The sequence below is a fragment of the Rhodococcus gordoniae genome (assembly GCF_001646655.1).
Classification (GTDB): Bacteria; Actinomycetota; Actinomycetes; order Mycobacteriales; family Mycobacteriaceae; genus Rhodococcus; species Rhodococcus gordoniae.
This window is the reverse complement of the sequence record NZ_LPZN01000003.1, coordinates 112,071-136,591: the sequence shown is the minus strand read 5'-3', so window position 1 is coordinate 136,591 and position 24,521 is coordinate 112,071. Positions and strand designations below refer to the sequence as shown.

Annotated in this window: 30 protein-coding genes and 4 tRNA genes; 25 read left to right on the top strand and 9 right to left on the bottom strand. The window is 67.4% G+C overall.

Features of this window, described 5'->3' with window-relative positions; all coding sequences use genetic code 11:
• Positions 1-10: 10 nt before the first annotated feature.
• The 4 genes from A8G18_RS02365 to A8G18_RS02350 all read right to left on the bottom strand — a co-directional run bounded on the left by A8G18_RS02365 (position 11) and on the right by A8G18_RS02350 (position 2,474).
• Positions 11-271: a hypothetical protein gene (locus tag A8G18_RS02365; RefSeq protein WP_064062594.1), complete on the bottom strand. Its 261-nt coding sequence runs from the start codon at positions 269-271 to the stop codon at positions 11-13.
• Positions 268-1,449, bottom strand: a complete 1,182-nt coding sequence (locus tag A8G18_RS02360; RefSeq protein WP_064062593.1) for an inorganic phosphate transporter — start codon at positions 1,447-1,449, stop codon at positions 268-270. Before A8G18_RS02360 ends, A8G18_RS02365 begins: the two co-directional genes overlap by 4 nt.
• 193 nt (positions 1,450-1,642) lie before the next feature.
• Entirely contained in the window at positions 1,643-2,026 is a 384-nt protein-coding gene (locus A8G18_RS02355) for a VOC family protein (protein WP_064062592.1), read from the bottom strand.
• Position 2,027: 1 nt separating this feature from the next.
• Positions 2,028-2,474: a hypothetical protein gene (locus tag A8G18_RS02350; protein WP_232284743.1), complete on the bottom strand. Its 447-nt coding sequence runs from the start codon at positions 2,472-2,474 to the stop codon at positions 2,028-2,030.
• Between the two features lie 185 nt (positions 2,475-2,659).
• Between A8G18_RS02350 and A8G18_RS02345 the strand changes: the two genes are divergently transcribed.
• Positions 2,660-2,956 (top strand): DUF4193 domain-containing protein, encoded by a 297-nt coding sequence (locus A8G18_RS02345; protein ID WP_016933850.1) that lies wholly within the window; start codon positions 2,660-2,662, stop codon positions 2,954-2,956.
• 77 nt (positions 2,957-3,033) lie between these two features.
• Here A8G18_RS02345 and A8G18_RS02340 read toward each other — a convergent pair whose 3' ends face one another.
• A complete protein-coding gene (locus tag A8G18_RS02340) occupies positions 3,034-3,927 on the bottom strand; it encodes a 1,4-dihydroxy-2-naphthoyl-CoA synthase (RefSeq protein ID WP_016933851.1) in 894 nt (297 codons plus the stop codon).
• A gap of 64 nt (positions 3,928-3,991) precedes the next feature.
• Here A8G18_RS02340 and A8G18_RS02335 point away from each other — a divergent pair, with 64 nt between their 5' ends.
• The 3 genes from A8G18_RS02335 to A8G18_RS02325 all read left to right on the top strand — a co-directional run bounded on the left by A8G18_RS02335 (position 3,992) and on the right by A8G18_RS02325 (position 6,130).
• Complete coding sequence (locus A8G18_RS02335; protein ID WP_064062591.1) at positions 3,992-4,624, top strand: PaaI family thioesterase; 633 nt, start codon at positions 3,992-3,994, stop codon at positions 4,622-4,624.
• On the top strand, positions 4,621-5,616 hold the full coding sequence (locus A8G18_RS02330) for an o-succinylbenzoate synthase (RefSeq protein WP_064062590.1): 996 nt from the start codon (positions 4,621-4,623) through the stop codon (positions 5,614-5,616). The genes A8G18_RS02335 and A8G18_RS02330 overlap by 4 nt, the downstream gene beginning before the upstream one ends.
• Before the next feature lie 73 nt (positions 5,617-5,689).
• A complete protein-coding gene (locus A8G18_RS02325) occupies positions 5,690-6,130 on the top strand; it encodes a DUF6918 family protein (protein ID WP_016933854.1) in 441 nt (146 codons plus the stop codon).
• Positions 6,131-6,223: 93 nt separating this feature from the next.
• On the opposite strand, the gene A8G18_RS02320 is transcribed toward A8G18_RS02325, so the two are convergent.
• Positions 6,224-7,084 carry a siderophore-interacting protein gene (locus A8G18_RS02320; protein ID WP_064062589.1) on the bottom strand — a complete coding sequence of 287 codons (861 nt, stop codon included), beginning with the start codon at positions 7,082-7,084 and terminating at the stop codon, positions 6,224-6,226.
• A 66-nt stretch (positions 7,085-7,150) separates the two neighbouring features.
• The gene (locus A8G18_RS02315; protein ID WP_084421375.1) at positions 7,151-7,780 is read right to left on the bottom strand and encodes a flavin reductase family protein; all 630 of its coding nucleotides are present in this window, start codon (positions 7,778-7,780) and stop codon (positions 7,151-7,153) included.
• A gap of 52 nt (positions 7,781-7,832) precedes the next feature.
• On the opposite strand from A8G18_RS02315, the gene menD reads away from it, so the two are divergent.
• The 4 genes from menD to A8G18_RS02295 all read left to right on the top strand — a co-directional run bounded on the left by menD (position 7,833) and on the right by A8G18_RS02295 (position 11,867).
• On the top strand, positions 7,833-9,452 hold the full coding sequence (gene menD, locus A8G18_RS02310; RefSeq protein WP_064062588.1) for a 2-succinyl-5-enolpyruvyl-6-hydroxy-3-cyclohexene-1-carboxylic-acid synthase: 1,620 nt from the start codon (positions 7,833-7,835) through the stop codon (positions 9,450-9,452).
• Complete coding sequence (locus A8G18_RS02305; protein ID WP_064062587.1) at positions 9,449-9,901, top strand: DUF3592 domain-containing protein; 453 nt, start codon at positions 9,449-9,451, stop codon at positions 9,899-9,901. The genes menD and A8G18_RS02305 overlap by 4 nt, the downstream gene beginning before the upstream one ends.
• 82 nt (positions 9,902-9,983) lie before the next feature.
• Positions 9,984-11,126, top strand: a complete 1,143-nt coding sequence (locus A8G18_RS02300) for a glycosyltransferase family 4 protein (RefSeq protein ID WP_064062586.1) — start codon at positions 9,984-9,986, stop codon at positions 11,124-11,126.
• A gap of 39 nt (positions 11,127-11,165) precedes the next feature.
• Complete coding sequence (locus A8G18_RS02295; protein WP_026002958.1) at positions 11,166-11,867, top strand: demethylmenaquinone methyltransferase; 702 nt, start codon at positions 11,166-11,168, stop codon at positions 11,865-11,867.
• A gap of 62 nt (positions 11,868-11,929) precedes the next feature.
• On the opposite strand, the gene A8G18_RS02290 is transcribed toward A8G18_RS02295, so the two are convergent.
• Complete coding sequence (locus A8G18_RS02290; protein WP_064062585.1) at positions 11,930-13,201, bottom strand: geranylgeranyl reductase family protein; 1,272 nt, start codon at positions 13,199-13,201, stop codon at positions 11,930-11,932.
• A 111-nt stretch (positions 13,202-13,312) separates the two neighbouring features.
• Between A8G18_RS02290 and A8G18_RS02285 the strand changes: the two genes are divergently transcribed.
• Both A8G18_RS02285 and htpX read left to right on the top strand, forming a co-directional pair.
• Positions 13,313-14,359 carry a polyprenyl synthetase family protein gene (locus tag A8G18_RS02285; protein ID WP_064062584.1) on the top strand — a complete coding sequence of 349 codons (1,047 nt, stop codon included), beginning with the start codon at positions 13,313-13,315 and terminating at the stop codon, positions 14,357-14,359.
• A 101-nt stretch (positions 14,360-14,460) separates the two neighbouring features.
• A complete protein-coding gene (gene htpX / locus A8G18_RS02280; protein WP_064062769.1) occupies positions 14,461-15,321 on the top strand; it encodes a zinc metalloprotease HtpX in 861 nt (286 codons plus the stop codon).
• 73 nt (positions 15,322-15,394) lie between these two features.
• Here htpX and A8G18_RS02275 read toward each other — a convergent pair whose 3' ends face one another.
• Positions 15,395-15,886, bottom strand: coding sequence for a YajQ family cyclic di-GMP-binding protein (locus tag A8G18_RS02275; RefSeq protein ID WP_064062583.1), 492 nt, complete (start codon positions 15,884-15,886; stop codon positions 15,395-15,397).
• Positions 15,887-16,035: 149 nt separating this feature from the next.
• Between A8G18_RS02275 and A8G18_RS02270 the strand changes: the two genes are divergently transcribed.
• From A8G18_RS02270 to A8G18_RS02200, 15 genes are all read left to right on the top strand, one after another.
• Positions 16,036-16,118, top strand: a tRNA-Tyr gene (locus A8G18_RS02270).
• A gap of 289 nt (positions 16,119-16,407) precedes the next feature.
• Positions 16,408-16,480, top strand: a tRNA-Thr gene (locus A8G18_RS02265).
• 43 nt (positions 16,481-16,523) lie between these two features.
• A tRNA-Met gene (locus A8G18_RS02260) sits at positions 16,524-16,599 on the top strand.
• Between the two features lie 59 nt (positions 16,600-16,658).
• Positions 16,659-16,826, top strand: coding sequence for a 50S ribosomal protein L33 (rpmG, locus tag A8G18_RS02255; RefSeq protein ID WP_016932666.1), 168 nt, complete (start codon positions 16,659-16,661; stop codon positions 16,824-16,826).
• Positions 16,827-16,910: 84 nt separating this feature from the next.
• Positions 16,911-17,486: a (3R)-hydroxyacyl-ACP dehydratase subunit HadA gene (gene hadA, locus A8G18_RS02250; protein ID WP_016932667.1), complete on the top strand. Its 576-nt coding sequence runs from the start codon at positions 16,911-16,913 to the stop codon at positions 17,484-17,486.
• Positions 17,473-17,898, top strand: coding sequence for a (3R)-hydroxyacyl-ACP dehydratase subunit HadB (gene hadB / locus A8G18_RS02245; RefSeq protein ID WP_016932668.1), 426 nt, complete (start codon positions 17,473-17,475; stop codon positions 17,896-17,898). The genes hadA and hadB overlap by 14 nt, the downstream gene beginning before the upstream one ends.
• 179 nt (positions 17,899-18,077) lie before the next feature.
• Positions 18,078-18,150 (top strand) — tRNA-Trp (locus tag A8G18_RS02240).
• A gap of 32 nt (positions 18,151-18,182) precedes the next feature.
• Entirely contained in the window at positions 18,183-18,608 is a 426-nt protein-coding gene (gene secE / locus A8G18_RS02235) for a preprotein translocase subunit SecE (RefSeq protein ID WP_064062582.1), read from the top strand.
• A 52-nt stretch (positions 18,609-18,660) separates the two neighbouring features.
• Entirely contained in the window at positions 18,661-19,494 is an 834-nt protein-coding gene (gene nusG, locus A8G18_RS02230; RefSeq protein WP_064062581.1) for a transcription termination/antitermination protein NusG, read from the top strand.
• 95 nt (positions 19,495-19,589) lie between these two features.
• Positions 19,590-20,024, top strand: a complete 435-nt coding sequence (gene rplK, locus A8G18_RS02225) for a 50S ribosomal protein L11 (protein ID WP_016932670.1) — start codon at positions 19,590-19,592, stop codon at positions 20,022-20,024.
• A 91-nt stretch (positions 20,025-20,115) separates the two neighbouring features.
• Complete coding sequence (gene rplA, locus A8G18_RS02220; RefSeq protein WP_016932671.1) at positions 20,116-20,829, top strand: 50S ribosomal protein L1; 714 nt, start codon at positions 20,116-20,118, stop codon at positions 20,827-20,829.
• 398 nt (positions 20,830-21,227) lie between these two features.
• The gene (gene rplJ / locus A8G18_RS02215; RefSeq protein WP_016932672.1) at positions 21,228-21,755 is read left to right on the top strand and encodes a 50S ribosomal protein L10; all 528 of its coding nucleotides are present in this window, start codon (positions 21,228-21,230) and stop codon (positions 21,753-21,755) included.
• 123 nt (positions 21,756-21,878) lie between these two features.
• Entirely contained in the window at positions 21,879-22,265 is a 387-nt protein-coding gene (rplL, locus tag A8G18_RS02210) for a 50S ribosomal protein L7/L12 (RefSeq protein WP_016932673.1), read from the top strand.
• Positions 22,266-22,580: 315 nt separating this feature from the next.
• Positions 22,581-23,657, top strand: coding sequence for an ABC transporter ATP-binding protein (locus tag A8G18_RS02205; RefSeq protein WP_064062580.1), 1,077 nt, complete (start codon positions 22,581-22,583; stop codon positions 23,655-23,657).
• A 70-nt stretch (positions 23,658-23,727) separates the two neighbouring features.
• Complete coding sequence (locus A8G18_RS02200) at positions 23,728-24,519, top strand: MlaE family ABC transporter permease (RefSeq protein ID WP_006552286.1); 792 nt, start codon at positions 23,728-23,730, stop codon at positions 24,517-24,519.
• Positions 24,520-24,521 lie beyond the last annotated feature (2 nt).

Below are 24,521 nucleotides of genomic sequence, written 5' to 3'. Positions count from 1 at the left end.
GTCACTCCGATCAGAAGATGTCGATGCCGAACGTTCCGGCGAGGAAGTCGTCGGCCAGCAGGAGGATTCCTGCCAGGACTGCACAGGCCACCACGGCGAAGCACAGCACGGCCGCGGTCTTGGCCGCGGGATTCGGGGTGCCGTCGCTGCCGCGACCGGTGTCGAGCGCGCGGACCCCCAGCGCGAAGAGGCAGGGCAGGCCCGCGCCGAGGAGCAGGCCCACGAGAACCACCTGCCACAACGAGTCGAGGGTGTGCGTCAGCAGGTTCACGAGCGTCCTTCCCCGGTGACCGCTTCGGAGGCACCCGGCGTCGGGGCGAGCGAGTCGTCCCACTCGGCGGTGACGTTGGAGGCGTCGATGGGCTGCCGGCGCGAGCGGAGCCACATGAACAGGGCCAGACCGCACAGGATGGCGAAGACCACGAGAACACCGGGCATCCCGCCGATCATATGAGCGATCGCCCAGCAGACGGCTCCGACGACCGCGGCACACGGCAGGGTGATCAGCCACGCGACGACCATCCGCCGTGCCACCGACCAGCGCACCTCGGCGCCCTTCGTTCCCAGGCCCGTACCCAGGATCGATCCCGTGGCGACATGCGTGGTCGACAGTGGCAGCCCGAAGTGGCTCGAGGTGAGGATGATCGCCGCCGAGGACGACTCGGCGGCCAGGCCCTGCGGCGGGGCGATCTCGACGAGGCCCTTACCCAGCGTCCGGATGATGCGCCAACCGCCGAGATAGGTGCCCAGCGCGATCGCCACGGCACACGCGACCTTGACCCAGAACGGCATCTCGGTGTCGGCGGTGATGCTGCCGTGCGCGACGAGGGCCAGGAAGATCACGCCCATGGTCTTCTGCGCGTCGTTGGTGCCGTGAGCGAGCGACATCAGGGAGGCGGTGCCGATCTGGCCCATCCGGAATCCCCGGTCGCGGTTCTCGATGGAGACCGGACGCGTGAGGCGGTGCATCGACCAGATACCCACCGTCGACACGAGTGCGGCGATGACGGGCGCGAGCACAGCCGGGAGCAGGACCTTGCCCAGTACGCCGTCCCACACCACACCCTGGACACCGATCGACGCGAGCGCGGCACCGATGAGACCGCCGAACAGGGCGTGCGACGAACTGGACGGCAAGCCGAACAACCAGGTCGCGATATTCCAGAGGATCGCGCCCACCAGACCGGCGAAGACGATGAGCAACAGATCGCTACCGCCGACGGTGTCGAGGTCGACGACACCCTTCGCGACGGTCGCGGCGACTTCCACGGACAGGAAGGCGCCGACGAGGTTGAGGGTCGCGGACAAAGTGACCGCGATTTTCGGTTTGAGGGCGCCGGTGGCGATGGATGTCGCCATGGCATTGCCGGTGTCGTGGAAGCCGTTGGTGAAATCGAATGCGAGGGCAGTGACGACCACCACCAGGAGCACGACGAACTCTGCGGTCACGTCTGTCGATTGTGGGGTAGCGGGCAGGTGAATGTACAGCGACGGGGGTGTGAATTCTGTGTCGCGTCGTCGCGCCGCCGTGGTTCTTTCGGACTCCGACCATGCGCGGAGTCGAGAGCAGACCACATGGCTTGTGTGCAAGATCACCGGCGCTGCGGGACTGCTTCCGGACGCAGCCGGGTAACTCGATCCGTCAGCGGAGGTCGCGGCGCAGCGGATGGTCCTCGGGGATGTGCACCAGGACGATCGGAATCCCGTCGGGATCCGCGACCCACAGCTCGTGCAGCCCCCACGGCTCCTGTTTCGCGCCGCGGACGATGTGCACACCTTTGCGCGCGAGCTCGGCCTCCGCGTCGTGGACGTCGCGCACCTGGAGCCACAGGGCACCGTGGAAGACCTCGCCGGTGTCGTCGGGCCGACCGTGCGCGGCGATCTCGATGAGCGACTGCCCCGCGAAGAAGACCGTTCCGCCGGGATACTCCCGCGCGACGGCCAGTCCGAGCGTCGAGCCGTAGAACTCGAGGGCGGCCTCGTAATCGCGCGGGCGGAGGATCGTGCGGCTGCTGAGGATCTCCACGTCACTGCTCCTCGGCCGGGCGGGCCTCGTGATGCCGGCGGCCGTGCGTGCGCCGCGACTCCTTCATCTCGGCTTCGAACAGGTGACGGCGGCCCTGCACGAGTTCGTCGCGTACCTGCTTCTCGAAATTCCGGAAATCCGACCAGTAGCCGTCGTCGAACTCCTCGACGAGCTGGAAGGTCCAGCGTCCCTCGGCGATGTTGCGTCCGATGATCTCGGTGCCGAGTCGCTCGGCGATGTCGTCGTGCCCGGCCTTGCGCATCAGCTCCTCGGCGTCGCCGGTGAGCAGATCGGCGCGGCCCATCAGCTGGTGGAAGGCGTAGAGATGGCCCCGCGCCTGCTCGACGGTCTCGAGGGCCTCGGACAGTTTGCCGGTCGCTTCGACGGTGGCGTCGGAGACGCCGTGCGGGCGGGTGTGGGCGGTTCGCGGACTCTGGCGGTCGGTCATGACCCACAGTGTGCCCGAGAGCACACGGTTCGAACGTAACTGGACATATGTGTTTGACGAAGCTTCGGTTGGGACATTACTGACGGCAACGGTGCCCGTGACAGCGCCGGCCTGCCACAGCGGGTCCGTCGCAGCCGCACGCCGTGGCTGCGCGGCACCGCTGACATCGAGTGAGGAGAACTGCCATGGCGACCGACTACGACGCTCCCCGCACCACCGACATCCTGGGCGGCGGTGGCACTGCCCTGGACGAGCTGGACCTGAAGCCCACCGCGGCCGCCGACACCGACGAAGGCGAGATCCTCGAGACCCTCGATCTGCCCGGCGCCGACCTGTCGGCGCTGTCGGCGGAAGAGCTCTCGGTCCAGGTCCTGCCCAAGCAGTCGGACGAGTTCACCTGCATGGGCTGCTTCCTCGTCCAGCACCACAGCCGTCGCGCCACGGGTGACGGCGAGCAGGCATTCTGCGGCGACTGCGTCTGACGATCACACGCCTCACGCGGTGAACCGGGCCGTGCGCCTGCTGTAGCAGGGGCGAAGCCCGATTCACCGCGTCAGGATCAGTAGTAGTGCGGATAGGGCGACCAATCCGGGTCGCGCTTCTCGAGGAAGGCATCGCGACCCTCGATCGCTTCGTCCGTCATGTACGCCAGACGCGTGGCCTCGCCCGCGAACAACTGCTGGCCGACGAGACCGTCGTCCTGCAGGTTGAAGGCGTACTTGAGCATGCGCTGGGCCTGCGGCGACTTGCCGTTGATCTTCTGTGCCCACTCCAGCGCGACGTTCTCGAGTTCGTCGTGGTCGACGACCTTGTTGACCGCACCCATGTGGTGCATCTCCTCGGCCGTGTAGGTGTCGCCGAGGAAGAAGATCTCGCGCGCGAACTTCTGGCCGACCATCTTGGCGAGGTAGGCGCTGCCGTAGCCGCCGTCGAAGCTGCCCACGTCGGCGTCGGTCTGCTTGAAGCGGGCGTGCTCGCGGGAGGCGAGTGTCAGGTCGCACGTGACGTGCAGGCTGTGCCCGCCACCGGCGGCCCAGCCGTTGACCAGCGCGATGACGACCTTCGGCATGAACCGGATCAGTCGCTGGACCTCGAGGATGTGCAGGCGGCCGGCACGGGCCTTGTCGACCGTGTCGGCGGTCTCGCCGCTCGCGTACTGGTAGCCGCTGCGTCCGCGGATCCGCTGGTCGCCGCCGGAGCAGAACGCCCATCCGCCGTCCTTCGGGCTCGGGCCGTTGCCCGTGAACAGCACGACGCCGACGTCGGAGGTGGTCCGCGCGTGGTCGAGTGTGCGGTAGAGCTCGTCCACCGTGTGCGGACGGAACGCGTTGCGCACCTCGGGGCGGTCGAACGCGACGCGGACGGTGCCCTGCGTGACGTGTCGGTGATAGGTGATGTCGGTGAGGTTCTCGAACCCGGGTACCGGGCGCCACAGTTCTGGATCGAAGGTCACCTCGCCACCATAAAGGGCCGGGCACCGGTCCGCCGCGACCTGCGGCCCGATAACGTGCACAGGCATGAGCGAGCAGACCGACCCCCGCGACGACTACGAGCATCACGGCGGATTCCCGGTCTACGAACCGGTGAAGGCGGGGCCGAACTACGGTCGATTCGTCGAAGCGCTGCGACGGCTGCAGGACCTGGCGGTGTCCACCCACGCACCCGACGAGGTGATCGACCGCGCGATCGAGCAGGCCGAGGCGCTCGGTGATCTGCTCGCTCCCCATCGCGTTCCGGAGGGCAGGTCCCCGGCCGGTTTCAATCCCGACCTTCCGGGTCGCGGCAGCCTGCTGATGCTGCCCTGGCAGATCGAAAAGTTCGACGAGGAATCGGTCCGCTCCCGAGGCGTCTTCCGGCTCTATCACCGCGGCGGCAACGGAGCGGCGCACGGTGGAACCCTGCCGCTGCTCTTCGACGACCTGTTCGGCATGGTCGTCCACGCCTCGGGGCATCCCATCGCGCGCACCGGCTATCTCCACATCAACTATCGCAAGATCACGCCGCTCGGGACCGAACTCGTCGTCGAGGGGAGAGTCGAGCGCGTCGAGGGCCGCAAGATCTTCTGTGCGGCCGAATTGCGCGAAACCGACGGCACGCTCCTCGCCGACTGCGAGGCCCTCATGATCCAGCTGCTGCCGGGCCAGCCGTGACCCCCCGTCCGCTGCCGTCCGCCGACGAACTCCTCGACGGAGCCGTCGTCGTCTCGCTGCCCATGCGTGTCCGCTTCCGCGGTATCACCGAGCGCGAAGTCCTGCTGCTGCGCGGACCCGCGGGGTGGGGAGAATTCGGTCCGTTCCCCGAGTACGGCGACGACGAGGCGGCATATTGGTTGCAGTCGGCGATGGAGGCCGCCTGGCAGGGGTATCCGCCCGCGCGGCGTTCCCGGATCGCCGTGAACGCCACCGTGCCCGCCGTGGGCCCGGAGCGGGTCGCGGACGTGCTCGCCCGTTTCCCCGGTGCGAGCACCGCGAAGGTGAAGGTCGCGGAGCCGGGGCAGGACCTCGCGCAGGACCTCGCCCGCGTCCGCGCCGTGCGCGAACACCTACCGAACGTGCGGATCGACGCCAACGGCGGCTGGAGCGTGGACGAGGCCGTCCGAGCGCTCACGGCGCTCACCGCCGATGCCCCGCTCGAATACGCCGAGCAGCCGTGCGCGACCGTGCCCGAACTCGTCGAGGTGCGCCGGCGCCTGCCCGGCGTGCGCATCGCCGCGGACGAGAGCATCCGCCGGGCCGAGGACCCGCTGCGTGTCGTGCACGCCGGGGGAGCGGACGTCGCGATCGTGAAGGTCGCGCCGCTCGGCGGGGTCCGACGTCTGGTCGCGCTCGCCGGCGAACTGGCCGGTCACGGCGTCGAGGTGGTCGTCTCGAGTGCCCTCGACTCCGCGGTGGGCATCGCCACCGGCCTCGCCGCGGCAGCGGCCCTGCCGGAGCTTCCCTACGCCTGCGGACTCGGCACGGGAGGATTCTTCGAGGCCGATGTCGCCCCCGCTCTGCACCTGTCCGAGGGCGCGCTCGACGTCGTCCCCGTCGCGCCCGAACCGGACATGCTCGATGCGCTGCGAGCCGATCCCGACCGCGTCGAGTGGTGGTGCGAACGGCTGCGGCGTTGCCGTACGGTGCTCGCCGGACGCGGACTGTGATGCGGCGGAATCGTCGTATATCGTTCCCCGCGTCCCAACGGTCACAAGTGTCACATCTACGGAGGCAGTGAAAGTGGTTGCAGCTCTGGGCGATGCCCTCCTCGGCGCCGACAAGTTCCCGGCGGTCAAGGCAGACGTCGAAGCCCTGATCGATGCTGAGGTGTCGGACAAGAAGGGTGCGTCCGGTCTCGCCCTCAAGGGTGGCTACGCAGCAGTGAAGAAGGTCGGCCCGGGCATCGTGCCGGGCGCGGTCGAAGGTCTTCTGCCCGAATTCGTCGAGAAGCTCCAGCCGTTCTGGGTGGAGTACGCAGGCAACGGTTCGTTCTCGGACTACCTGGTCGCCCGCGGCGAGGTCGTCGCCGACGCTCTTCTCGGAGTGACGGACGAGCGCATCGCCGGCACGTCGAAGGCCGGCGTCAAGAAGGTCTACGACTCGCTGCGTCCCTCGGCCAAGAAGCACGTCGTCGAGGCGCTGCCGCGCTTGGGTGATCTCATCCAGAAGCACGCGGGCTGACCCGCCGACACCAGCGACACCAGAACGTCGCGGTCCCGAACCGGTTCGCCGGTCGGTGCCGCGGCGTTCGTCGTTTCGAGGGGATTCGGGCCTTCAGTAGACGGGCTCGCCGTACTTCCAATATCCGATGAAGGTCACCGCCGACCGGTCCCAGCCGCACTCACGCACGAGATGGCGGCGCACGCCGGTCGCGAGCGACGACTCGCCCGCGACGAACGCATGGGTGGAATCCGGCGACGGGGCCGCCTCCCGCACCGCATCGGCGACCAGACTGCCCGGGACGGCCTGCGCATCCGTTCTGATCACCGGATGCACTTGCACGTTCTCGCCCGTCGGCAGGTCCTGGGCGGTGAGATCGTCGGGGTGCGGAACTTCGACGAACACCTCCACGGCCGCGAGGGGATCGGCGGCGAGAATCGACCCGAGGATGCCGGCGACGGCGGGCACCGCGCTCTCGTCACCGACGAGCAGCCACGAATGTGCTTCGTCGAGGGGCAGAGTGCTGATGCCCTCGTCGAGGATGCCGATCTCGTCGCCGGGCTTCGCCCGTTCCGCCCACGCCGATGCCGGACCCAGATCCCCGTGCGACGCGAAGTCGATCTCGATCTCGGAGGTCGTGCCGAACAGTCCCGCGCCCGCAGGTCGCACGCGGCGGATGGTGTAGTTCCGCAGTACCGGGCGGCGCTCCTCGGGCAGTTCCTGATATTCGGGCCACCAGCGGTCGTCGGTCGCACGGGGAAGAGTCGGTTCCTGCCGGCCCGGGGCGGGGAGGAACATGCGGAACCAGTGGTCGAAACCCATGGGTGCGATCGAGTCGACGTCCTCGCCCCCCACGGTGATGCGGACGAAGGTCGGGCTGATCCGTTCGGCGGCGAGTACCTGCGCGCGCACCATGCGCCGGGAGGCCGGCTTGATGTACGGATTGCGCCGCGCGGTTCCCGTGCTCTTCGCCATGCGACCCTCCGTGGGTTGTACGGATGCGCCACACGGCATCCCGACAATCGTTCAGCGAAGCCTAACCTATGTTCGCTCCGGCTCGGAGCGACCTCGGGGAGTGCCGGGGCGTTCGAGTCTCCGCACCTCGGGTGTCAGTCCCCATTCCGCCCGTCCCAGCCGACTCACCGCGCCGAGGGCCGCGAAGTCGGGTGCACCGTCCTCCGCCAGCACCGCCGGATCGACCGTCACGGCCAGCACGTCACCCATCACGACGAACGAGTCGCCGATCTCGATCACGCGGTGCAGCCGGCACTCGATCGACGCGGGCGCCTCCGCGACCCGCGGCGGCCGCACCCGCTCGCTCGGCTCGGCGTGCAGGCCCACTTCCGTGAACTCGTCGATATCGTGCGGGAACGCCGCCGACGAGGCGTTGACCTTCTCCATCAACGGCACGGTCGCGATGTTGATCACGAACTCGCCCGTCTGCTCGATGTTCCGCAGACTGTCCTTACGCCCCACGGAGGTGAACTGCACGACCGGCGGTGAGGTACTGGCGACGGTGAAGAAGCTGTACGGCGCGAGATTGAACACACCGTCCTCCGCCTCCGTGGACACCCACGCGATGGGTCTCGGCACGATTGTCGCGGTGAGGAGGCGATAGAAGCGGCCCGGGCTCGACTCGGCGGGATCGAAGACTGTGCGCACGCGCTCCATTCTGACCGCACCTGCCCCCGGCCACACTTGCGGCGCAATTACCCTGGACTTCGTGAATCCGTCCACTGCCCAGGCCACCGCTGTCGTCGACGAACTCGCCCGGGGTGGTGTCCGGGACGTCGTGCTGTGCCCGGGCTCGCGCAACGCGCCACTCGCCTTCGCGCTCCAGGCCGCCGACAGCGCGGGGCGTCTGCGCCTGCACATGCGTATCGACGAGCGCACCGCCGGATTCCTCGCGATCGGTCTGGCACTGGCCTCGGGTCGTCCCGTTCCCGTCGTCATGACCTCGGGTACCGCCGTGGCCAACCTCGCGCCGGCCGTGCTCGAGGCGAATTACGCCCGCGTGCCGCTGGTCGTGCTCAGCGCCAACCGTCCTTACGAGTTGCTCGGATCCGGCGCGAACCAGACCGTCGAGCAGCTCGGATTGTTCGGCAGCCAGGTGCGCGCGACCATCAGCCTCGGTCTCGCCGAAGGCATCGAGCAGAACAGTCAGTGGCGTTCGGCGGTGTCGCGCGTCCTCGCCGCTGCCCGGGGGACCCGATCGGGCAACGCGGGCCCGGTCCACTTCGACATCCCGCTGCGCGAACCGCTCGTGCCCGAGCTCGACGCGAAGGGCCCGGTGCCCGAGGGACGTCCCGGCGGCAAGGCCTGGACCACGACGGTGCACGCCACGCTCGACGTCCCACTCGAGATCGACCTGACCCCCGACACGGTCGTGATCTCCGGTCACGGCTCGGCGCTCCGCTCCGAACTGTCCGGGCTGCCGACCGTCGCCGAACCCACTGCCCCGCTGCACGGCATTCCGCTGCATCCGATGGCGCTGCCGCACCTGAAGCCGCGGCAGGCGATCATCACCGGCCGGCCCACACTGCACCGGCCGGTGTCGAACCTGCTCGCCGACCCCGCCGTCGCGGTGTACGCGCTGACCACCGGTCCGCGCTGGCCCGACGTCTCGGGCAACGTCATCGCGACCGGCACCCGCGCGGTGGTGTCGGGAACACCCGACGAGGCGTGGCTCGAACGGTGCCGCCAGCTGTCGGCGCACACCGACAAGGCCGTGCGCGCCCAGCTCGACGGGCATCCGAAGCCCACCGGGCTGCACGTCGCCGCGATCGTGACGGACGCCTTGAAGCCCGGCGACCAGCTGCTGCTCGGCGCGTCGAATCCGGTGCGCGACGCTGCGCTCGTCGGCTACCCGAAGCCGGAGGTGAAGGTGCTGTCGAACCGCGGTGTCGCGGGGATCGACGGCACCGTGTCCACCGCGCTCGGTGCCGCATTGGCCTACGAGCAGGGACGGACCGTCGCGCTGCTCGGCGACCTGACCTTCCTGCACGACGCGTCGGGTCTGCTCATCGGGCCGTCCGAACCGCGTCCGCAGAATCTCACCATCGTCGTCGCCAACGACGACGGCGGCGGAATCTTCGAACTGCTCGAACAGGGCGACCCGCAGTACGCGGGTGTCTTCGAGCGTGTCTTCGGCACTCCGCACGGCATGGACCTCGCGGCGCTGTGCGCGGCCTACCGAATTCCGCACGAGCGGGTGGATCTGCAGGGACTCGCTCTGGCCCTCGCCGATACGGCGCCGCCGCCCGCAGGCGTTCGCGTCGTCGAGGTCACCACCGACCGGGCAGGGCTGCGCGAACTCCACGCGGCGGTGCGAGCGCAGCTGTGAGCGGATCCGAGCGCGCGCGGCGCGCGGTTCTCGTCGTCGCGGTGGCGATCTCCGGTCTCGCGGTGATCCTGTTCCTCGGCGCACTCCGCAACGACCTCACCATCCGGTCCGACACCGGGACGGCCGTCGCGGAGGTGCTCTCGGCCGGATCCCTCCGCTCGGCGGTGAGTTTCGTCACCCCCGACGGCGTCACGCACAATCCCGAACTCGGGGTCCTGTACCCGACGGGGTTGACCGCCGGTCAGCGGATCGCCGTCGAGTACGCCCGCAGCGATCCCGATCTCGTGCGAGTGACCGGACGCGATGCCCGCGTCGCATTGATCCCCACCGGATCCGTGATCGTCGTCACATGGATGATCGCCACGCCCCTGCTGATCCGGCTCGGGCGGAAGGGCGGCGTCGCTCCCGCTCCCGCTCGCGGAAGGCAGGATCGGCGGCTGCGGATGTGACGAACGGAACGTTCGCCGCGACTTCGCTCGCCGGTCACCGAGGGCGCACCTGCTCGACCCGGAACCTCGCCACGCTGGCGGGGTGCGAGTAGCCATCGTCGCGGAATCCTTCCTTCCGAACGTCAACGGTGTCACCAACTCGGTGCTCCGCATCCTCGAGCACCTCGACCGCACCGGCCACGATGCGCTGGTCGTCGCGCCCGACACGGTCGCCGGTGGTCCGCCCGCTCCGTCCGACCATCACGGGACACCCGTCCACCGCCTACCGGCCGTGCGGGTACCGAGGATCAGCTCCCTCCCGATCGGCGTGCCCGGCCCGGAGCTCCTACCGGTCCTGCGGAATTTCGCACCGGACGTGGTGCACCTCGCGTCCCCGTTCGTGCTCGGTGCCGGCGGTCTCGCCGCCGCGGGACGCCTCGACGTTCCGGCGGTCGCGGTCTACCAGACGGATGTGGCCGGATTCGCCTCCAGCTACGGGCTCGGCCTCGCGGCGCGTGCGTCCTGGCGATGGACGCGGCGCCTGCACCGCGGTTGCGATCTCACCCTCGCGCCCTCGACAGCCGCTGTGGATGCCCTCGTCGCCCACGGCATCCCGCGCGTGCAGCGCTGGTCGCGGGGCATCGACACCGATCGTTTCGCGCCGTCCCGGCGGGACGAGGATCTGCGCGCCCGCTGGGCGCCGGAGGGCCGCCCGATCGTGGGTTTCGTGGGGCGCCTCGCGCCCGAGAAGCATGTCGAACGGCTCGCGACCCTCGCCCACGACCCGCGGTTGCAGCTCGTCGTGGTCGGCGACGGTCCCGAACGGTCGCGGCTCGAACGGCACCTGCCGTCGGCCGTGTTCACCGGACAGCTCGGGGGAGAGGAACTGGCCCGTGCCTACGCGAGCCTCGACGTGTTCGTCCACCCCGGCGAACACGAGACCTTCTGCCAGGCCGTGCAGGAAGCACTGGCGAGCGGAGTCCCGGCGATCGTGCCGGACGCAGGTGGCCCCCGAGACCTCGTCGCCCACTGCCGCAACGGTTACCGCCTGCCCGTGGACCGGTTCGCCGAGTTGCTGCCCGGAGCCGTCGACGCACTGCTCGCTCCCGGGGTCCGGGACGAATTCGGGCGTGCGGCGCGCCGTGGAGTGCTCGGACGCACCTGGCCGGTGGTGTGCGAGCAGCTTCTTGCACACTACAACCGCGTTCAGGGCCTGCCCGTGCACTCTCTCCACGGGGCGGCGTGACGGCCGAGGCCCGGCAGGGGAGCGGGTAACGTTTCGGCCGTGGCAACAACTCAGGGATCACGCGCGTCGCTCGACAAGGACCCGCGTGAGGTCGCGTCCATGTTCGACGGGGTGGCTGCACGCTACGACCTGACCAACACCGTCCTGTCGTTCGGGCAGGACCGCGGGTGGCGTCGCGCGACCCGGGCGGCACTCGATCTGAAGCCGGGCGAGCGCGTACTCGACCTCGCCGCGGGCACCGGGGTGTCCACCGTCGAACTGGGACGCTCCGGCGCGTGGGTCGTCGCCACCGACTTCTCGAAGGGCATGTTGCACGCCGGCGAGTTCCGCAACGTCCCGATGGTCGCCGGCGACGCGATGCGACTGCCGTTCGCCGACGCGGTCTTCGACGCCGCGACCATCTCCTTCGGACTGCGCAACGTCGCCGACCCGGACGAGGGGCTGCGCGAGATCGCCCGCGTGGTCAAGCCGGGCGGGCGCCTGGTGGTGTGCGAGTTCTCCACGCCCGTGCGGGAACCGCTGCGCACGGTGTACATGGAGTACCTGATGCGGACGCTGCCGCGGGTCGCGCGGGCGGTCAGCAGCAATCCCGACGCCTACGTCTACCTCGCCGAATCGATCCGGGCCTGGCCCGATCAGGAACAGCTCGCCCGGCGCATCGAGGCCGCGGGATGGAGCGACGTGAAGTGGCGCAATCTCACCGGTGGCATCACGGCGCTGCACCGCGCGGTGCGCACGTAGCCGCGCGTCGGTACCGCTGTAGTGCGGTAGCGCTGGTGTGCGGTAGCGCTGCCGTGCACTGCTCAGGCGAAGAGTGGTTGCCGATCCCATCGCATCGAGAGGTGACCGCTCGTGCGCCACACGCGGGCGACGAGATCGGCGTCCTCGTCGGTGACGAGATTGCCCATCACCCGCACTGCGACCGACATCATCGCCCGCGACCGCATCGCGACAGGGCCCGTCGTCGGCAGGAACTTCGGGATCGTGAGCAGGCTCGCGAGGCGACGTGCGGTCGAGAACGCGCGACCGTAATGGGAGCGCAGAGTCGTCGGCCACAGGTCGGTGAGGTCGTCGGCGTCGAGCAGTCCGGCGACCAGCCGACCGCCTTCGAGTCCGTAGTCGATGCCCTCGCCGTTGAGCGGGTTGACGCACGCCGCGGCATCGCCGATCAGCGCCCAGTTCCTGCCCGCGACTCCCGACACCGCTCCGCCCATGGGAAGCAGCGCCGACGCCACCCGTGTCACCTCGCCGAGTTCCCACTCGGCGCGGCGCTGCCGCGCGTACAGATCGATGAGTGGGCGCAACGATCCGTTCGCCGGTCGCGAGGCGGTCGCGAGGGTGCCCACCCCCAGGTTCACCTCGCCGGTGCCGAGCGGGAACACCCAGCCGTAGCCCGGCTGGACGGCCCCGGCGTCGTCGCGCAGTTCGAGGTGCGAGGTGATCCACGGATCGTCGCTGCGCGGGGAGGTGGCGTAGGCGCGAGCGGCCACGCCGTAGGTGGTGTCGCGGTGCCAGCGGCGACCGAGAACCTTGCCGAGGGGTGATCGCACCCCGTCGGCCACGATCAGGGTGCGGCACGCGACGGTCCGCGGCCCGTCGGCGGTGCGGAAGAGCACGGCCGAGACCCGGTCGCCGTCGCGTTCGGCGTCGACGGCTTTCGTTCCGTCCACGGCGCGGGCTCCCGAGTCGAGCGCGACCTGCCGGATCCGCGCGTCGAGTTCGGTGCGCGGCACGGCACTGCCCACGGTGGGGAACGACGAGTCGGGCCACGGGAGTTCGAAGCGTCCACCGAAGCCTTCGAGGCGCAGACCGCGGTTGACGGTGCGGGTGCGCAGCCAGTCGCCCAGCCCGAGTCGGTCGAGTTCGGCGACGGCACGCGGCGTCAGTCCGTCGCCGCAGGTCTTGTCGCGAGGGAAGGTCGCGGCATCGACGAGCAGGACGTCTCGACCGGCGCGGGCAGCCCATGCGGCAGCGGCGGAACCGGCTGGACCGGCACCGACGACGAGAACATCGGTACTGTCGGGAACGCAGGACTGGGATTGCCGCGGATCTCGCGCGGAGTGTTCGGCCACCACCGTTCCATCTTCTCAGGCCGCGATCTGCCGCCTCGACGAGGTGGATCGGGGAACGAACGGCTAGGTTCACTACGGTGAAGTCGAGGCGACAGACAGGATGGGTACGTCATCGTGAGCACTGAGGGGGCGGCTCGGACCGCCGGTTCGGCCGATGCGACGCCGAGCACCGTCGTGGCCGGTGTGGAACTCGGCGATCCGATCCTCGCCGCGACTGTCGGGGACGGCCTCGCGAGCGTCGAGAAACTCCTGGTCGAGGAACTGTCCGACGGTGAGGACTTCTTGACGGAGGCCGCGCTGCACCTGGCGAAGGCGGGCGGCAAGCGGTTCCGGCCGCTGTTCACGATCCTCACCGCACAGCTCGGGCCGAAACCGACCGATCCCGCCGTGGTGACGGCGGCGACCGTCGTCGAGCTCGTGCACCTCGCGACGCTGTACCACGACGACGTCATGGACGAGGCGACGATGCGACGTGGAGCACCGAGCGCCAACGTGCGCTGGGGTAACAGCGTCGCGATCCTCGCCGGCGACTATCTGTTCGCCCATGCCTCCCGGCTGGTGTCGACTCTCGGTCCGTCGGCAGTGCAGATCATCGCGGAGACCTTCGCCGAGCTGGTCACCGGCCAGATGCGCGAGACCATCGGTGTGCGTACCAACGACGACCCCATCGAGCACTACCTGCGGGTGATCTGGGAGAAGACCGGTTCTCTGATCGCCGCCAGCGGGCGGTTCGGGGGAACGTTCTCGGGAGCCGCTCCGGAACACGTCGAGCGTCTCGAACGGCTCGGCGACGCCGTCGGCACCGCCTTCCAGATCGTCGACGACATCATCGACATCGCGTCGGACACCTCGGAGTCGGGCAAGACGCCGGGAACCGATCTTCGCGAGGGTGTGTACACCCTGCCGGTGCTGTACGCGCTGCAGGAGAGCGGGCCCGAGGCGGATCGCCTCCGCGAACTGCTCGTCGGTCCCATCGAGGACGAAGCGCTGGTCGCCGAAGCACTCGAGTTGCTCGTCCGCTCGCCCGGCATGAACGCGGCGAAAGCGACCCTCGCGACCTACGCGGCCCGCGCTCACGCCGAGCTCGACGCCCTACCTCAGGGCCCGGCGAACGAGGCGCTGCGGCGTCTCGTGGACTTCACGGTCGCCCGGGTCGGCTGACGGACCGTCGCGCACTCCCGCCCCCTTCGGGGCGGGAACCGCACCGCCTGCTCGTTCGTTGGACGAACGAGTGGGGAATCGTGGTGCGGAAGGGGTGCGACGTGCACGGATACTCGAACCGTCTCAAGACGGCCGGTCTGTTGGTCGGAATGTCCGCGCTGATCGTGTTCGTCGGGTCGTTGTTCCAGAACTCGACCGTCCTGCTGATGTCGATCGTCCTCGCGGTCGGCATGAACGGCTACGCGTACTTCAACAGCGACAAGCTCGCGTTGCGGGCGATGCACGCCCAGCCGGTCACCGAGGTGCAGGCACCGGCGATGTACCGGATCGTGCGGGAGTTGGCGACCGCGGCGCACCAGCCCATGCCGCGGCTGTACATCAGTCCCACCAACGCTCCCAATGCGTTCGCGACGGGGCGTAATCCTCGCAATGCCGCCGTGTGCTGCACGACGGGCATCCTCGAGATCCTGAACGAGCGGGAACTGCGCGCGGTGCTCGGACACGAACTCGCCCATGTCTACAACCGCGACATCCTCATCTCGTCGGTTGCCGGCGCGATGGCCGCCGTCATCTCGGGTCTGGCGAACTTCGCCTTCTTCGCGTCGGCCTTCGGTAACCGGGAGGGCGGTGCGAATCCGCTGGCGCTGCTACTGGTTTCCCTGCTCGGCCCGATCGCGGCGTCGGTGGTGAAACTCGCCGTGTCGAGGTCGCGCGAATACCAGGCCGACCAGTCGGGCGCCGAGCTCACGGGTGATCCGCTGGCTCTCGCGTCGGCGCTGCGGAAGCTCGCGCTCGGCACGCAGGCCGCGCCGCTACCGCCCGAACCGAAACTCGCGGCGCAGTCGCACCTGATGATCGCCGAACCGTTCCGCGCGGGCGACAAGATGAGCCGGTTGTTCTCCACCCACCCGCCGATGGCCGATCGCATCGAGCGTCTCGAACGCATGGCGGGGATGCGCTGATCCGGGAACTCCACGACCGGGACGACTCCGCCCGCGACGATCGTCGCGGGCCGAGTCGTAGGACGGGAGTGCGTCAGCGGTAGTTGACGAACTGCAGGGCGATGTCGAGATCGGCGTTCTTGAGCAGAGCGATGACGGCCTGCAGGTCGTCGCGCTTCTTGCTGGTCACGCGCAGCTCCTCGCCCTGGATCTGCGCCTTGACGCCCTTGGGGCCCTCGTCGCGGATCAGCTTGGAGATCTTCTTGGCGTTCTCCTGACTGATGCCCTGCACCAGGGTGCCGGTGATCTTGTACACCTTGCCGGACTGCGCCGGCTCGCCGGCGTCGAACGACTTCAGCGACAGATCGCGACGGATCAGCTTCTCCTTGAAGACCTCCAGCGCCGCGAGCGCGCGGTCCTCGGTCTCGGCCGAGATCGTGATCGCCTCGTCGCCCGACCACTCGATGTGCGCCCCGGTGTTCCGGAAATCGAAGCGGTTGGCGATCTCCTTCGCCGCCTGGTTCAGCGCATTGTCCACTTCCTGGCGGTCGACCTTGCTCACCACATCGAACGACGAATCAGCCACGTCTCACTCCACTTCCGGGTCGATCTGTAAGGGTTCTGTCCACCCGACGCTATCGGGTCGCGCGGAGCTGTGACCACTCGGTTTGCGTTTCGGGGGGGTATGCGTTGTATTCTTCCAAACGCATCGAGGACGCGGTCCCGATAGCACCCGGCAGGTTGCCCGAGCGGCCAATGGGAGCGGACTGTAAATCCGTCGGCTTACGCCTACGTAGGTTCGAATCCTACACCTGCCACCGGAACGGCCCCGGTTCTTCGGAACCGGGGCCGTTCTGCATTTCCGGGTCGTCTCGCATGCCGGTCTCTTCGACGTCGCGTCGTCCTCGGTGGCCACCCTTCGGGTGTTCACCGCCGGCGGTGAACGCGTGTACGCCCACCGACGCAAGGACTCGGCAGGCGCAGCCCGACGGGCAGTGCCCGACGAGCAGTGCCCGTTTATGTGTCTCTACCTGCGGATTTTGCACCGGGACCGAGTGTGTGTAATCTTTTGGAGGCCGCAGCGAGCAGAGATGCTCCGGAGGCCACGCCCCCTTAGCTCAGTCGGCAGAGCGTTTCCATGGTAAGGAAAAGGTCGACGGTTCGATTCCGTCAGGGGGCTCGCTGGATTGAGGTGCCGCCTTCGTAGCGACACTCGGCACCGAGGCGGTGTAGCTCAGTTGGTAGAGCAAACGACTCATAATCGTTGCGTCGCCGGTTCAAGTCCGGTCACCGCTACCAAAAGTTCATTGATCCACCCTGATCGATACTGATCGGATTGACGCGAAAGAAGGCATCCCGTGGCCTCCTCTACTGACGTTCGGCCGAAGATCACCTTGGCCTGCGAGGTGTGCAAGCACCGCAACTACATCACCAAGAAGAACCGTCGCAACGACCCCGACCGGCTCGCACTGAAGAAGTTCTGCCCGAACTGCGGTACGCACCAGTCGCACCGCGAGTCCAAGTAGCCGGTCGGAACGACGTCGACGCATAAGGTCTCCGCAATACCGACCGTGCCAGTTGGCGTCGTCGGGATTGCGGAGGTTTTGCGTATGACGAACGTACTCGAGAACCAGGAATCGGTGGACGCGACCGAACAGGCCGGGATCCCGTTCGATGCCGCCGCGCACGCCAAGTCCATGGTCGGGCACCACTACCGGGTGGACGACTACTACGAGGTGGGTCGCGAGAAGATCCGCGAGTACGCCCGGGCCGTGCGCGATGCGCATCCGGCGCATCACGACGACGACGCTGCCCGCGGACTGGGTTACGACGGGGTGATCGCCCCGCTGACCTTCGTGTCCATCGTCGGCATGATCGCGCAGCGAAAGCTGTTCGAAGAGGTCGTCACCGGATACGACCTGAGCCAGATCATGCAGACCGATCAGCGGATGGTCTACCACCGCCCGATCCAGGCCGGCGACCGGCTCTTCTGCGACGTCTACCTCGACGATTTCCGTCAGGCGGCCGGCAGCGACATCATCACCACGAAGAACGTGATCACGGACCAGTACGACAACCTCGTGCTCACGTCCTGGACGACGCTCGTGGCCCGATCCGGTGGCGAGGTCGACGACAACATCGCACACGCGGTCAAGGATGTGGTGATGCACAGTGACACTCCGTAGCTTCGCGGATGTCGCGGTGGGGGACGAGCTTCCGTCGAAGGTCGTCACACTCACGCGCGGAAATCTGGTCAACTATGCAGGTGTGTCGGGTGATCCCAACCCGATCCACTGGAGCGACAAGGTGGCCGAACTGGCCGGCTTGCGTGATGTCGTCGGGCACGGCATGCTCTCGATGGGCATCGCGGCCGGCTTCGTCACGGAGTGGCTGGGAGACCCCGGCGCGGTGACCGAATACAACGTTCGTTTCACCAGCCCGGTGTATGTGGAGGCCGACAAGGCCGCCGAGATCGAGTTCACCGGCAGGATCAAGTCGGTGGACGAGGAGAGCAAGACAGCAGTGGTCGCTATCGTGGCGAAGTCCGACGGTCGGAAGATCTTCGGGCGGGCCACGGCAACGGTCCGTTTGGCCTGACGGCCGAGCGGATTGGGTTTGTCCCGGGGCAATGCAGTACACTTAGGCTTCTGGGATCGCATAGCAGCGCGCTGCTCTTCGAAGGCCGTCACGGCCCGACGGAGTAGCGCGCGTGTCATGTGGTCGCAGATGGGTCGGTTCCGGACACTCGCTTCGTACGAGTGTGGATGTCCGACCAGAGGGGCGTAGCTCAATTGGCAGAGCAGCGGTCTCCAAAACCGCAGGTTGCAGGTTCAAGTCCTGTCGCCCCTGCCCCCGGACTGCCAGCGACCGAGAGGAACGATGTGAGCGAGGAGCGCGGTCAGCGCCACAGCGGCACCGCAGGGAACACTCCCGGCGACGCTGGAACGGCTACCGGCGCAACCCCCGACGGTTCCTCCGCGGTCGCTCGGCCTACCGGTAAGCGGGTCACCCGCCGTGGTGCAGCCGGTTCCTCGGCGTCCACGACGAGCGCGGTGTCCACGAACAAGACGTCGCGTGCGGCCACGGCCGTGAGCGATCGTCCCGCCGCGAAGTCCGAGAACATCTTCAAGCGTCTCGCGCGCTTCTTCCGTGAGGTCGTCGCCGAGCTCCGCAAGGTGATCTGGCCCAATCGCAAGCAGTTGACCACCTACACGCTCGTGGTCATTGCGTTCGTGACCGTCATGACGGCGTTCATCTTCGGATTGGATCTGGCGTTCGTGCAGGGCGTCAGCTGGTTGTTCGGTTAGCGCCTGTCCGCGCGCGAGACGAAAAATGTGATCGACGAGAGGAAAGTGCCCGGTGAGCACCCCCGAGAACGACTCGTACGAGGCTTCGGCCGAGGAGCACGTTTCGGACGAGGCCTTGGTTGACGACGTGACGGCCGAGTCGGCGGATGCGGACACCGAGGTCTCCGAGTCCGACACTGCTGCCGAGTCCGACACTGCTGCCGAGTCCGATGCCGATGTATCCGACGCAACGGATGGCGCCGAAGCCGACGCCGCCGAGGACGAGGTCGACCCGGCCGAGGCCCTCGAGAAGCAGCTGCGGCGCGAGCCCGGCGACTGGTACGTCGTGCACTCCTACGCCGGCTACGAGAACAAGGTCAAGACCAATCTCGAGACCCGCGTGCAGAACCTCGACCTCACCGAGTACATCTTCCAGGTCGAGGTGCCGACCGAAGAGGTCACCGAGATCAAGAACGGCCAGCGCAAGCAGGTCAACCGCAAGGTCCTGCCCGGTTACATCCTGGTGCGGATGGAACTCAACGACGAGTCGTGGGGTGCCGTCCGGAACACGCCCGGCGTCACCGGTTTCGTCGGAGCCACCTCGCGTCCGTCGCCGCTGACGATCAAGGAGGTCGTGAAGTTCCTCCTTCCGCAGCAGGCGAAGAAGAAGCCGGCGGCAGGCGCCCCGGCCGCAGGCGAGCAGGCTCCCGCCGCAGCTGCGAAGCCCGCCATCGAGGTGGACTTCGAGGTCGGCGAGTCCGTCACCGTGATGGACGGTCCGTTCGCCACGCTGCCCGCCTCCATCAGCGAGGTCAACGCCGAGCAGCAGAAGCTCAAGGTCCTGGTGTCGATCTTCGGCCGTGAGACTCCCGTGGAGTTGTCGTTCAACCAGGTGTCGAAGATCTGACGGTCCCCAGGACCCGACGGCGCCGGCATCCGGCGCGCACAGACTTGCAGTAGCAGTACGCAAGAACCACACCGAGCAAGAAACTAGGAATAGAGATGCCCCCCAAGAAGAAGAAGATCGCCGGGCTCATCAAGCTCCAGATCCAGGCCGGCGCGGCCAACCCGGCTCCGCCGGTCGGCCCCGCACTGGGCCAGCACGGCGTCAACATCATGGAGTTCTGCAAGGCGTACAACGCCGCGACCGAGTCGCAGCGCGGAAACGTCGTGCCGGTCGAGATCACGGTCTACGAGGACCGCTCGTTCGACTTCAAGCTGAAGACGCCTCCGGCCGCCAAGCTGCTGCTCAAGGCTGCGGGCGTGCAGAAGGGCTCCGGCGAGCCGCACAAGACCAAGGTCGCCAAGGTGACCATGGATCAGGTGCGCGAGATCGCCAAGACCAAGCAGGAAGACCTGAACGCCAACGACATCGAGGCCGCCGCGAAGATCATCGCCGGCACCGCTCGGTCGATGGGCATCACGGTCGAGGGCTGAGTCCCACCCCAAGTAGTACTCGTGGGAGGGCCGGCCAGGCCCGCTACCACGCCCGAACCATTCACCTGTCGGTGAGAAGTTAGGAAAGAACATGGCAAAGCGCAGCAAGGCATACCTCGCCGCGGCCGAGAAGATCGACTCGGACAACCTGTACAGCCCCCTCGCAGCTGCCAAGCTCGCGAAGGAGACCACCTCGAAGAACTACGACGCCACCGTCGAGGTCGCCATGCGACTCGGTGTGGATCCCCGTAAGGCGGACCAGATGGTGCGCGGCACGGTCAACCTGCCGCACGGCACGGGTAAGACCGCTCGCGTCATCGTCTTCGCGGTGGGCGAGAAGGCTGCCGAGGCAGAGGCCGCCGGTGCCGATGTGGTCGGCGCCGAGGATCTGATCGAGCGCATCCAGGGCGGCTGGCTGGACTTCGACGCCGCCATCGCGACTCCCGATCAGATGGCGAAGGTCGGTCGTATCGCCCGCGTCCTCGGTCCCCGTGGTCTGATGCCGAACCCGAAGACGGGTACGGTCACCCCGGACGTCGCGAAGGCCGTCACCGACATCAAGGGTGGCAAGATCAGCTTCCGCGTCGACAAGAACGCCAACCTGCACTTCGTGATCGGCAAGGCCTCGTTCGACGAGACCAAGCTGGTCGAGAACTACGCTGCTGCTCTGGACGAGGTGCTCCGCGCCAAGCCGTCCAGCGCGAAGGGCCGCTACATCAAGAAGGTCACGATCGCTACGACCACCGGACCGGGCATCCCGGTGGATCCGCAGCGCACCCGCAACCTCCTCGAGACCGCGGAGTAATTCGCCCTGCAGGCAGCGCAGATCTTGCATCCGGAACGGCCGGCACAGCATCGCTGTGCCGGCCGTTTTGCATTCGAAGGAGCTCGTCCGCTACAGTGGTCGGGTAGTTCGGCGTGTGCCGATCTTCACCCCGATCATGTTCTACCCAAGACCGTTGGTCACCGAATCCGCGTGCGGATCGGTTGAAGGTCCGGAGTTGTCCGGCGGCCCACGCAGGAGGACGAGGTCAGGAAAGATGCGAACCGCGAACGTGCTCCGCGCGCGATCGATGTTCCTCCTCCTGTACGCCCCGTGTGCCCTGCGCCGGGGCGTTCGTCGTTTCCGGCCACCGCGGTCCCCCGGTGGGGCGTCCCAGTCGGGACACCGGGAAAACGACTGTTACTGAGAGGAGGCGAAGTATGGCAAAGCCCGAGAAGGTTTCCGCAGTTGCGGAGATCACCGAGCAGTTCAAGACCTCCACGGCCGCCGTGATCACGGAATACCGTGGTCTGTCGGTGGGACGTCTGACCGAGCTGCGTCGCGCTCTCGGAGAGGGTGCCACCTACTCCGTCGCCAAGAACACCCTGGTCAAGCGTGCCGCCGCTGAGGCGGGCGTCGAGGGTCTCGACGACCTGTTCGTCGGTCCGACCGCCATCGCGTTCGTCAAGGGCGAGCCGGTGGACGCTGCGAAGGCTCTCAAGACCTTCGCGAAGGACAACAAGGCACTCGTCATCAAGGGCGGCTACATGGACGGCGCTGCGCTGTCCGTGGAGCAGGTCAACCAGATCGCGGACCTCGAGTCCCGCGAGGTGCTGTTGGCCAAGCTCGCCGGCGCGATGAAGGGCAACTTGGCAAAGGCCGCAGGCCTGTTCAACGCCCCCGCTTCTCAGGTGGCCCGCCTCGCGGCCGCTCTGCAGGAGAAGAAGGCGGGCGAAGAAGCCGCCTGACGCTGATCCGCATCACTGCGAATCTGCATCACCGCGAAAGATACATCCACGCGTGCTCCGGTACGCACCATCCCATCGGGTCGCGGATCAGCGACATGGGACTTATCAGGAAGGACCGCCACCATGGCGAAGCTCACCACCGAAGAGCTGCTCGACGCGTTCAAGGAACTGACCCTGCTCGAGCTCTCGGAGTTCGTGAAGGCATTCGAGGAGACCTTCGAGGTCACCGCTGCTGCTCCGGTCGCCGTCGCCGCTGCCGGCGCTCCGGCTGCCGCTGCCGAGGCTGCTGAGGAGCAGGACGAGTTCGACGTCATCCTCGAGGGTGCCGGCGAGAAGAAGATCCAGGTCATCAAGGTCGTTCGCGAGATCGTCTCCGGCCTGGGCCTGAAGGAAGCCAAGGACCTCGTCGAGGGTGCTCCGAAGCCGATCCTCGAGAAGGTCGCCAAGGACGCTGCCGACGCTGCCAAGGCCAAGCTCGAAGAGGCCGGCGCCAAGGTCACCGTCAAGTAGGACGGTTTCCGAACTTCCCCGTCGAGCGTTCGGCGCTCCTCGGGACGGTTCCGCACAAGGGCCGTTTCCGCGAATTCGCTTCGCGGAAACGGCCCTTCTGCATATCGTGGAAAAGAACTCCGAGCTATATGTCCGGTATATCCGAACTGTATTTCACCCCGGCGTTCCTGCAGGTCACGGCATAAGGCGAGATTTGTGTACCCCTTGTACGAGATCCTTACTCATGAGTAGGATCGCTTGTCACAGGTACCACTATCCATGCGATAGAGTGGCCCAGCCCACACAGGGGGGCGACGGTATCGGATAGCGGAGGTAATCGTGGGAGTCGAGGTTTCCGTCGAGGGACTGACCAAGTCCTTCGGCTCGCAACGCATCTGGCAGGACGTGACGTTGACCCTGCCGGCCGGTGAGGTCAGCGCGCTGCTCGGCCCGTCGGGTACCGGTAAGTCGGTGTTCCTCAAGTCGCTGATCGGTCTGCTGCGTCCGGAGCAGGGATCGATCGTCATCGACGGCACCGACATCCTGCAGTGCTCGAGCAAGGAGCTCTACGAGATCCGCAAGCTGTTCGGGGTGCTGTTCCAGGACGGTGCGTTGTTCGGGTCGATGAATCTCTACGACAATGTCGCCTTCCCGCTGCGCGAGCACACCAAGAAGACCGAATCGGAGATCCGGCAGATCGTGATGAGCAAGCTCGAGCTCGTCGGTCTGCTCGGCGCCGAGGACAAGCTGCCCGGGGAGATCTCCGGTGGCATGCGCAAGCGCGCCGGGCTGGCGCGGGCGCTGGTGCTCGATCCGGAGATCATCCTGGTCGACGAACCGGACTCGGGGCTCGATCCGGTGCGCACCACCTACATCTCGCAGACGTTGATCGATATCAACGCCGAGATCGACGCGACGATCCTGATCGTGTCGCACAACATCAATCTGGCGCGCACGGTGCCGGACAACATCGGGATGTTGTTCCGCCGGCAGTTGGTGATGTTCGGTCCGCGTGAGGTGTTGCTGACCTCGGACGAGCCGGTGGTCAAGCAGTTCCTCAACGGCACGATGATCGGTCCGATCGGGATGTCGGAGGAGAAGGACGAGGCGACGATGGCGCACGAGCAGGCGCTCGTGGAGGCCGGGCATCATGCCGGTGGGGTCGACGACATCGAAGGGATCGTGCCGCAGATGCAGGCGACTCCGGGTATGCCGGAGCGGCAGGCGGTGGCGCGTCGGCAGCAACGGGTGCGCTCGATCCTGCACACCCTGCCTCCCGCCGCCCAACAGGCCATTGCCGAATCGCTCGACCACAACGGCGCACCACACACCTCTCGTGGCTACGCCGACGACGACACCCAGGTCATCCCCGCCTACACCGGAGAGGGGTACGAGCAGCAGGTCCAGAGGTAGCAACAGCCTCATCAGCAGGGGTACAGCGACAGAAGTAGTGCAGCCGCAGGCTGGAGAAGTAGGAGAGCAGATGGGGGCGGGCAGTTCGCTCGTGCGGCCGGTTCACGGCGCACTCACCCAGGCCGGCAACATCGTCGAACTGTTCGTCGACGTCGTGCGGAACACTTTCCGCCGACCGTTCCAGTTTCGGGAATTCATCGAGCAGGCGTGGTTCATCGCCAGCGTGACGATTCTTCCGACCGCGCTCGTCGCGATCCCGTTCGGCGCTGTCGTGTCGTTGCAGACCGGTTCGCTGATCAAGCAGCTCGGCGCCGAATCGTTCACGGGCGCAGCGAGTGTGCTGGCGGTCATCCAGCAGGGCAGTCCGATCGTGACGGCCCTGCTGATCGCCGGCGCCGCCGGATCCGCGGTCACCGCCGACCTCGGATCGCGGACGATCCGCGAGGAGATCGACGCCATGGAGGTGCTGGGCATCAATCCCATCCAGCGTCTCGTCGTCCCGCGAGTACTGGCGATGGTTCTCGTCGCGCTTCTGCTCAACGGCCTCGTCTCCGTGATCGGCATCGCCGGTGGTTACTTCTTCAACGTGGTGCTGCAGGGAGGCACGCCCGGCGCGTACCTCGCGTCCTTCTCGGCCCTCGCACAGCTACCCGACCTCTATGTCGCCGAACTCAAGGCCGCGATCTTCGGGTTGATCGCCGGCGTCGTCGCGTCCTACAAGGGCCTGCACCCCGGTGCGGGGCCGAAAGGCGTGGGGGAGGCCGTGAACCAGACCGTCGTCATCACGTTCCTGCTGCTCTTCTTCGCGAACCTGATCCTGACGATGGTGTACCTGCAGATCGTTCCTGCGAAGGGATCCTGACC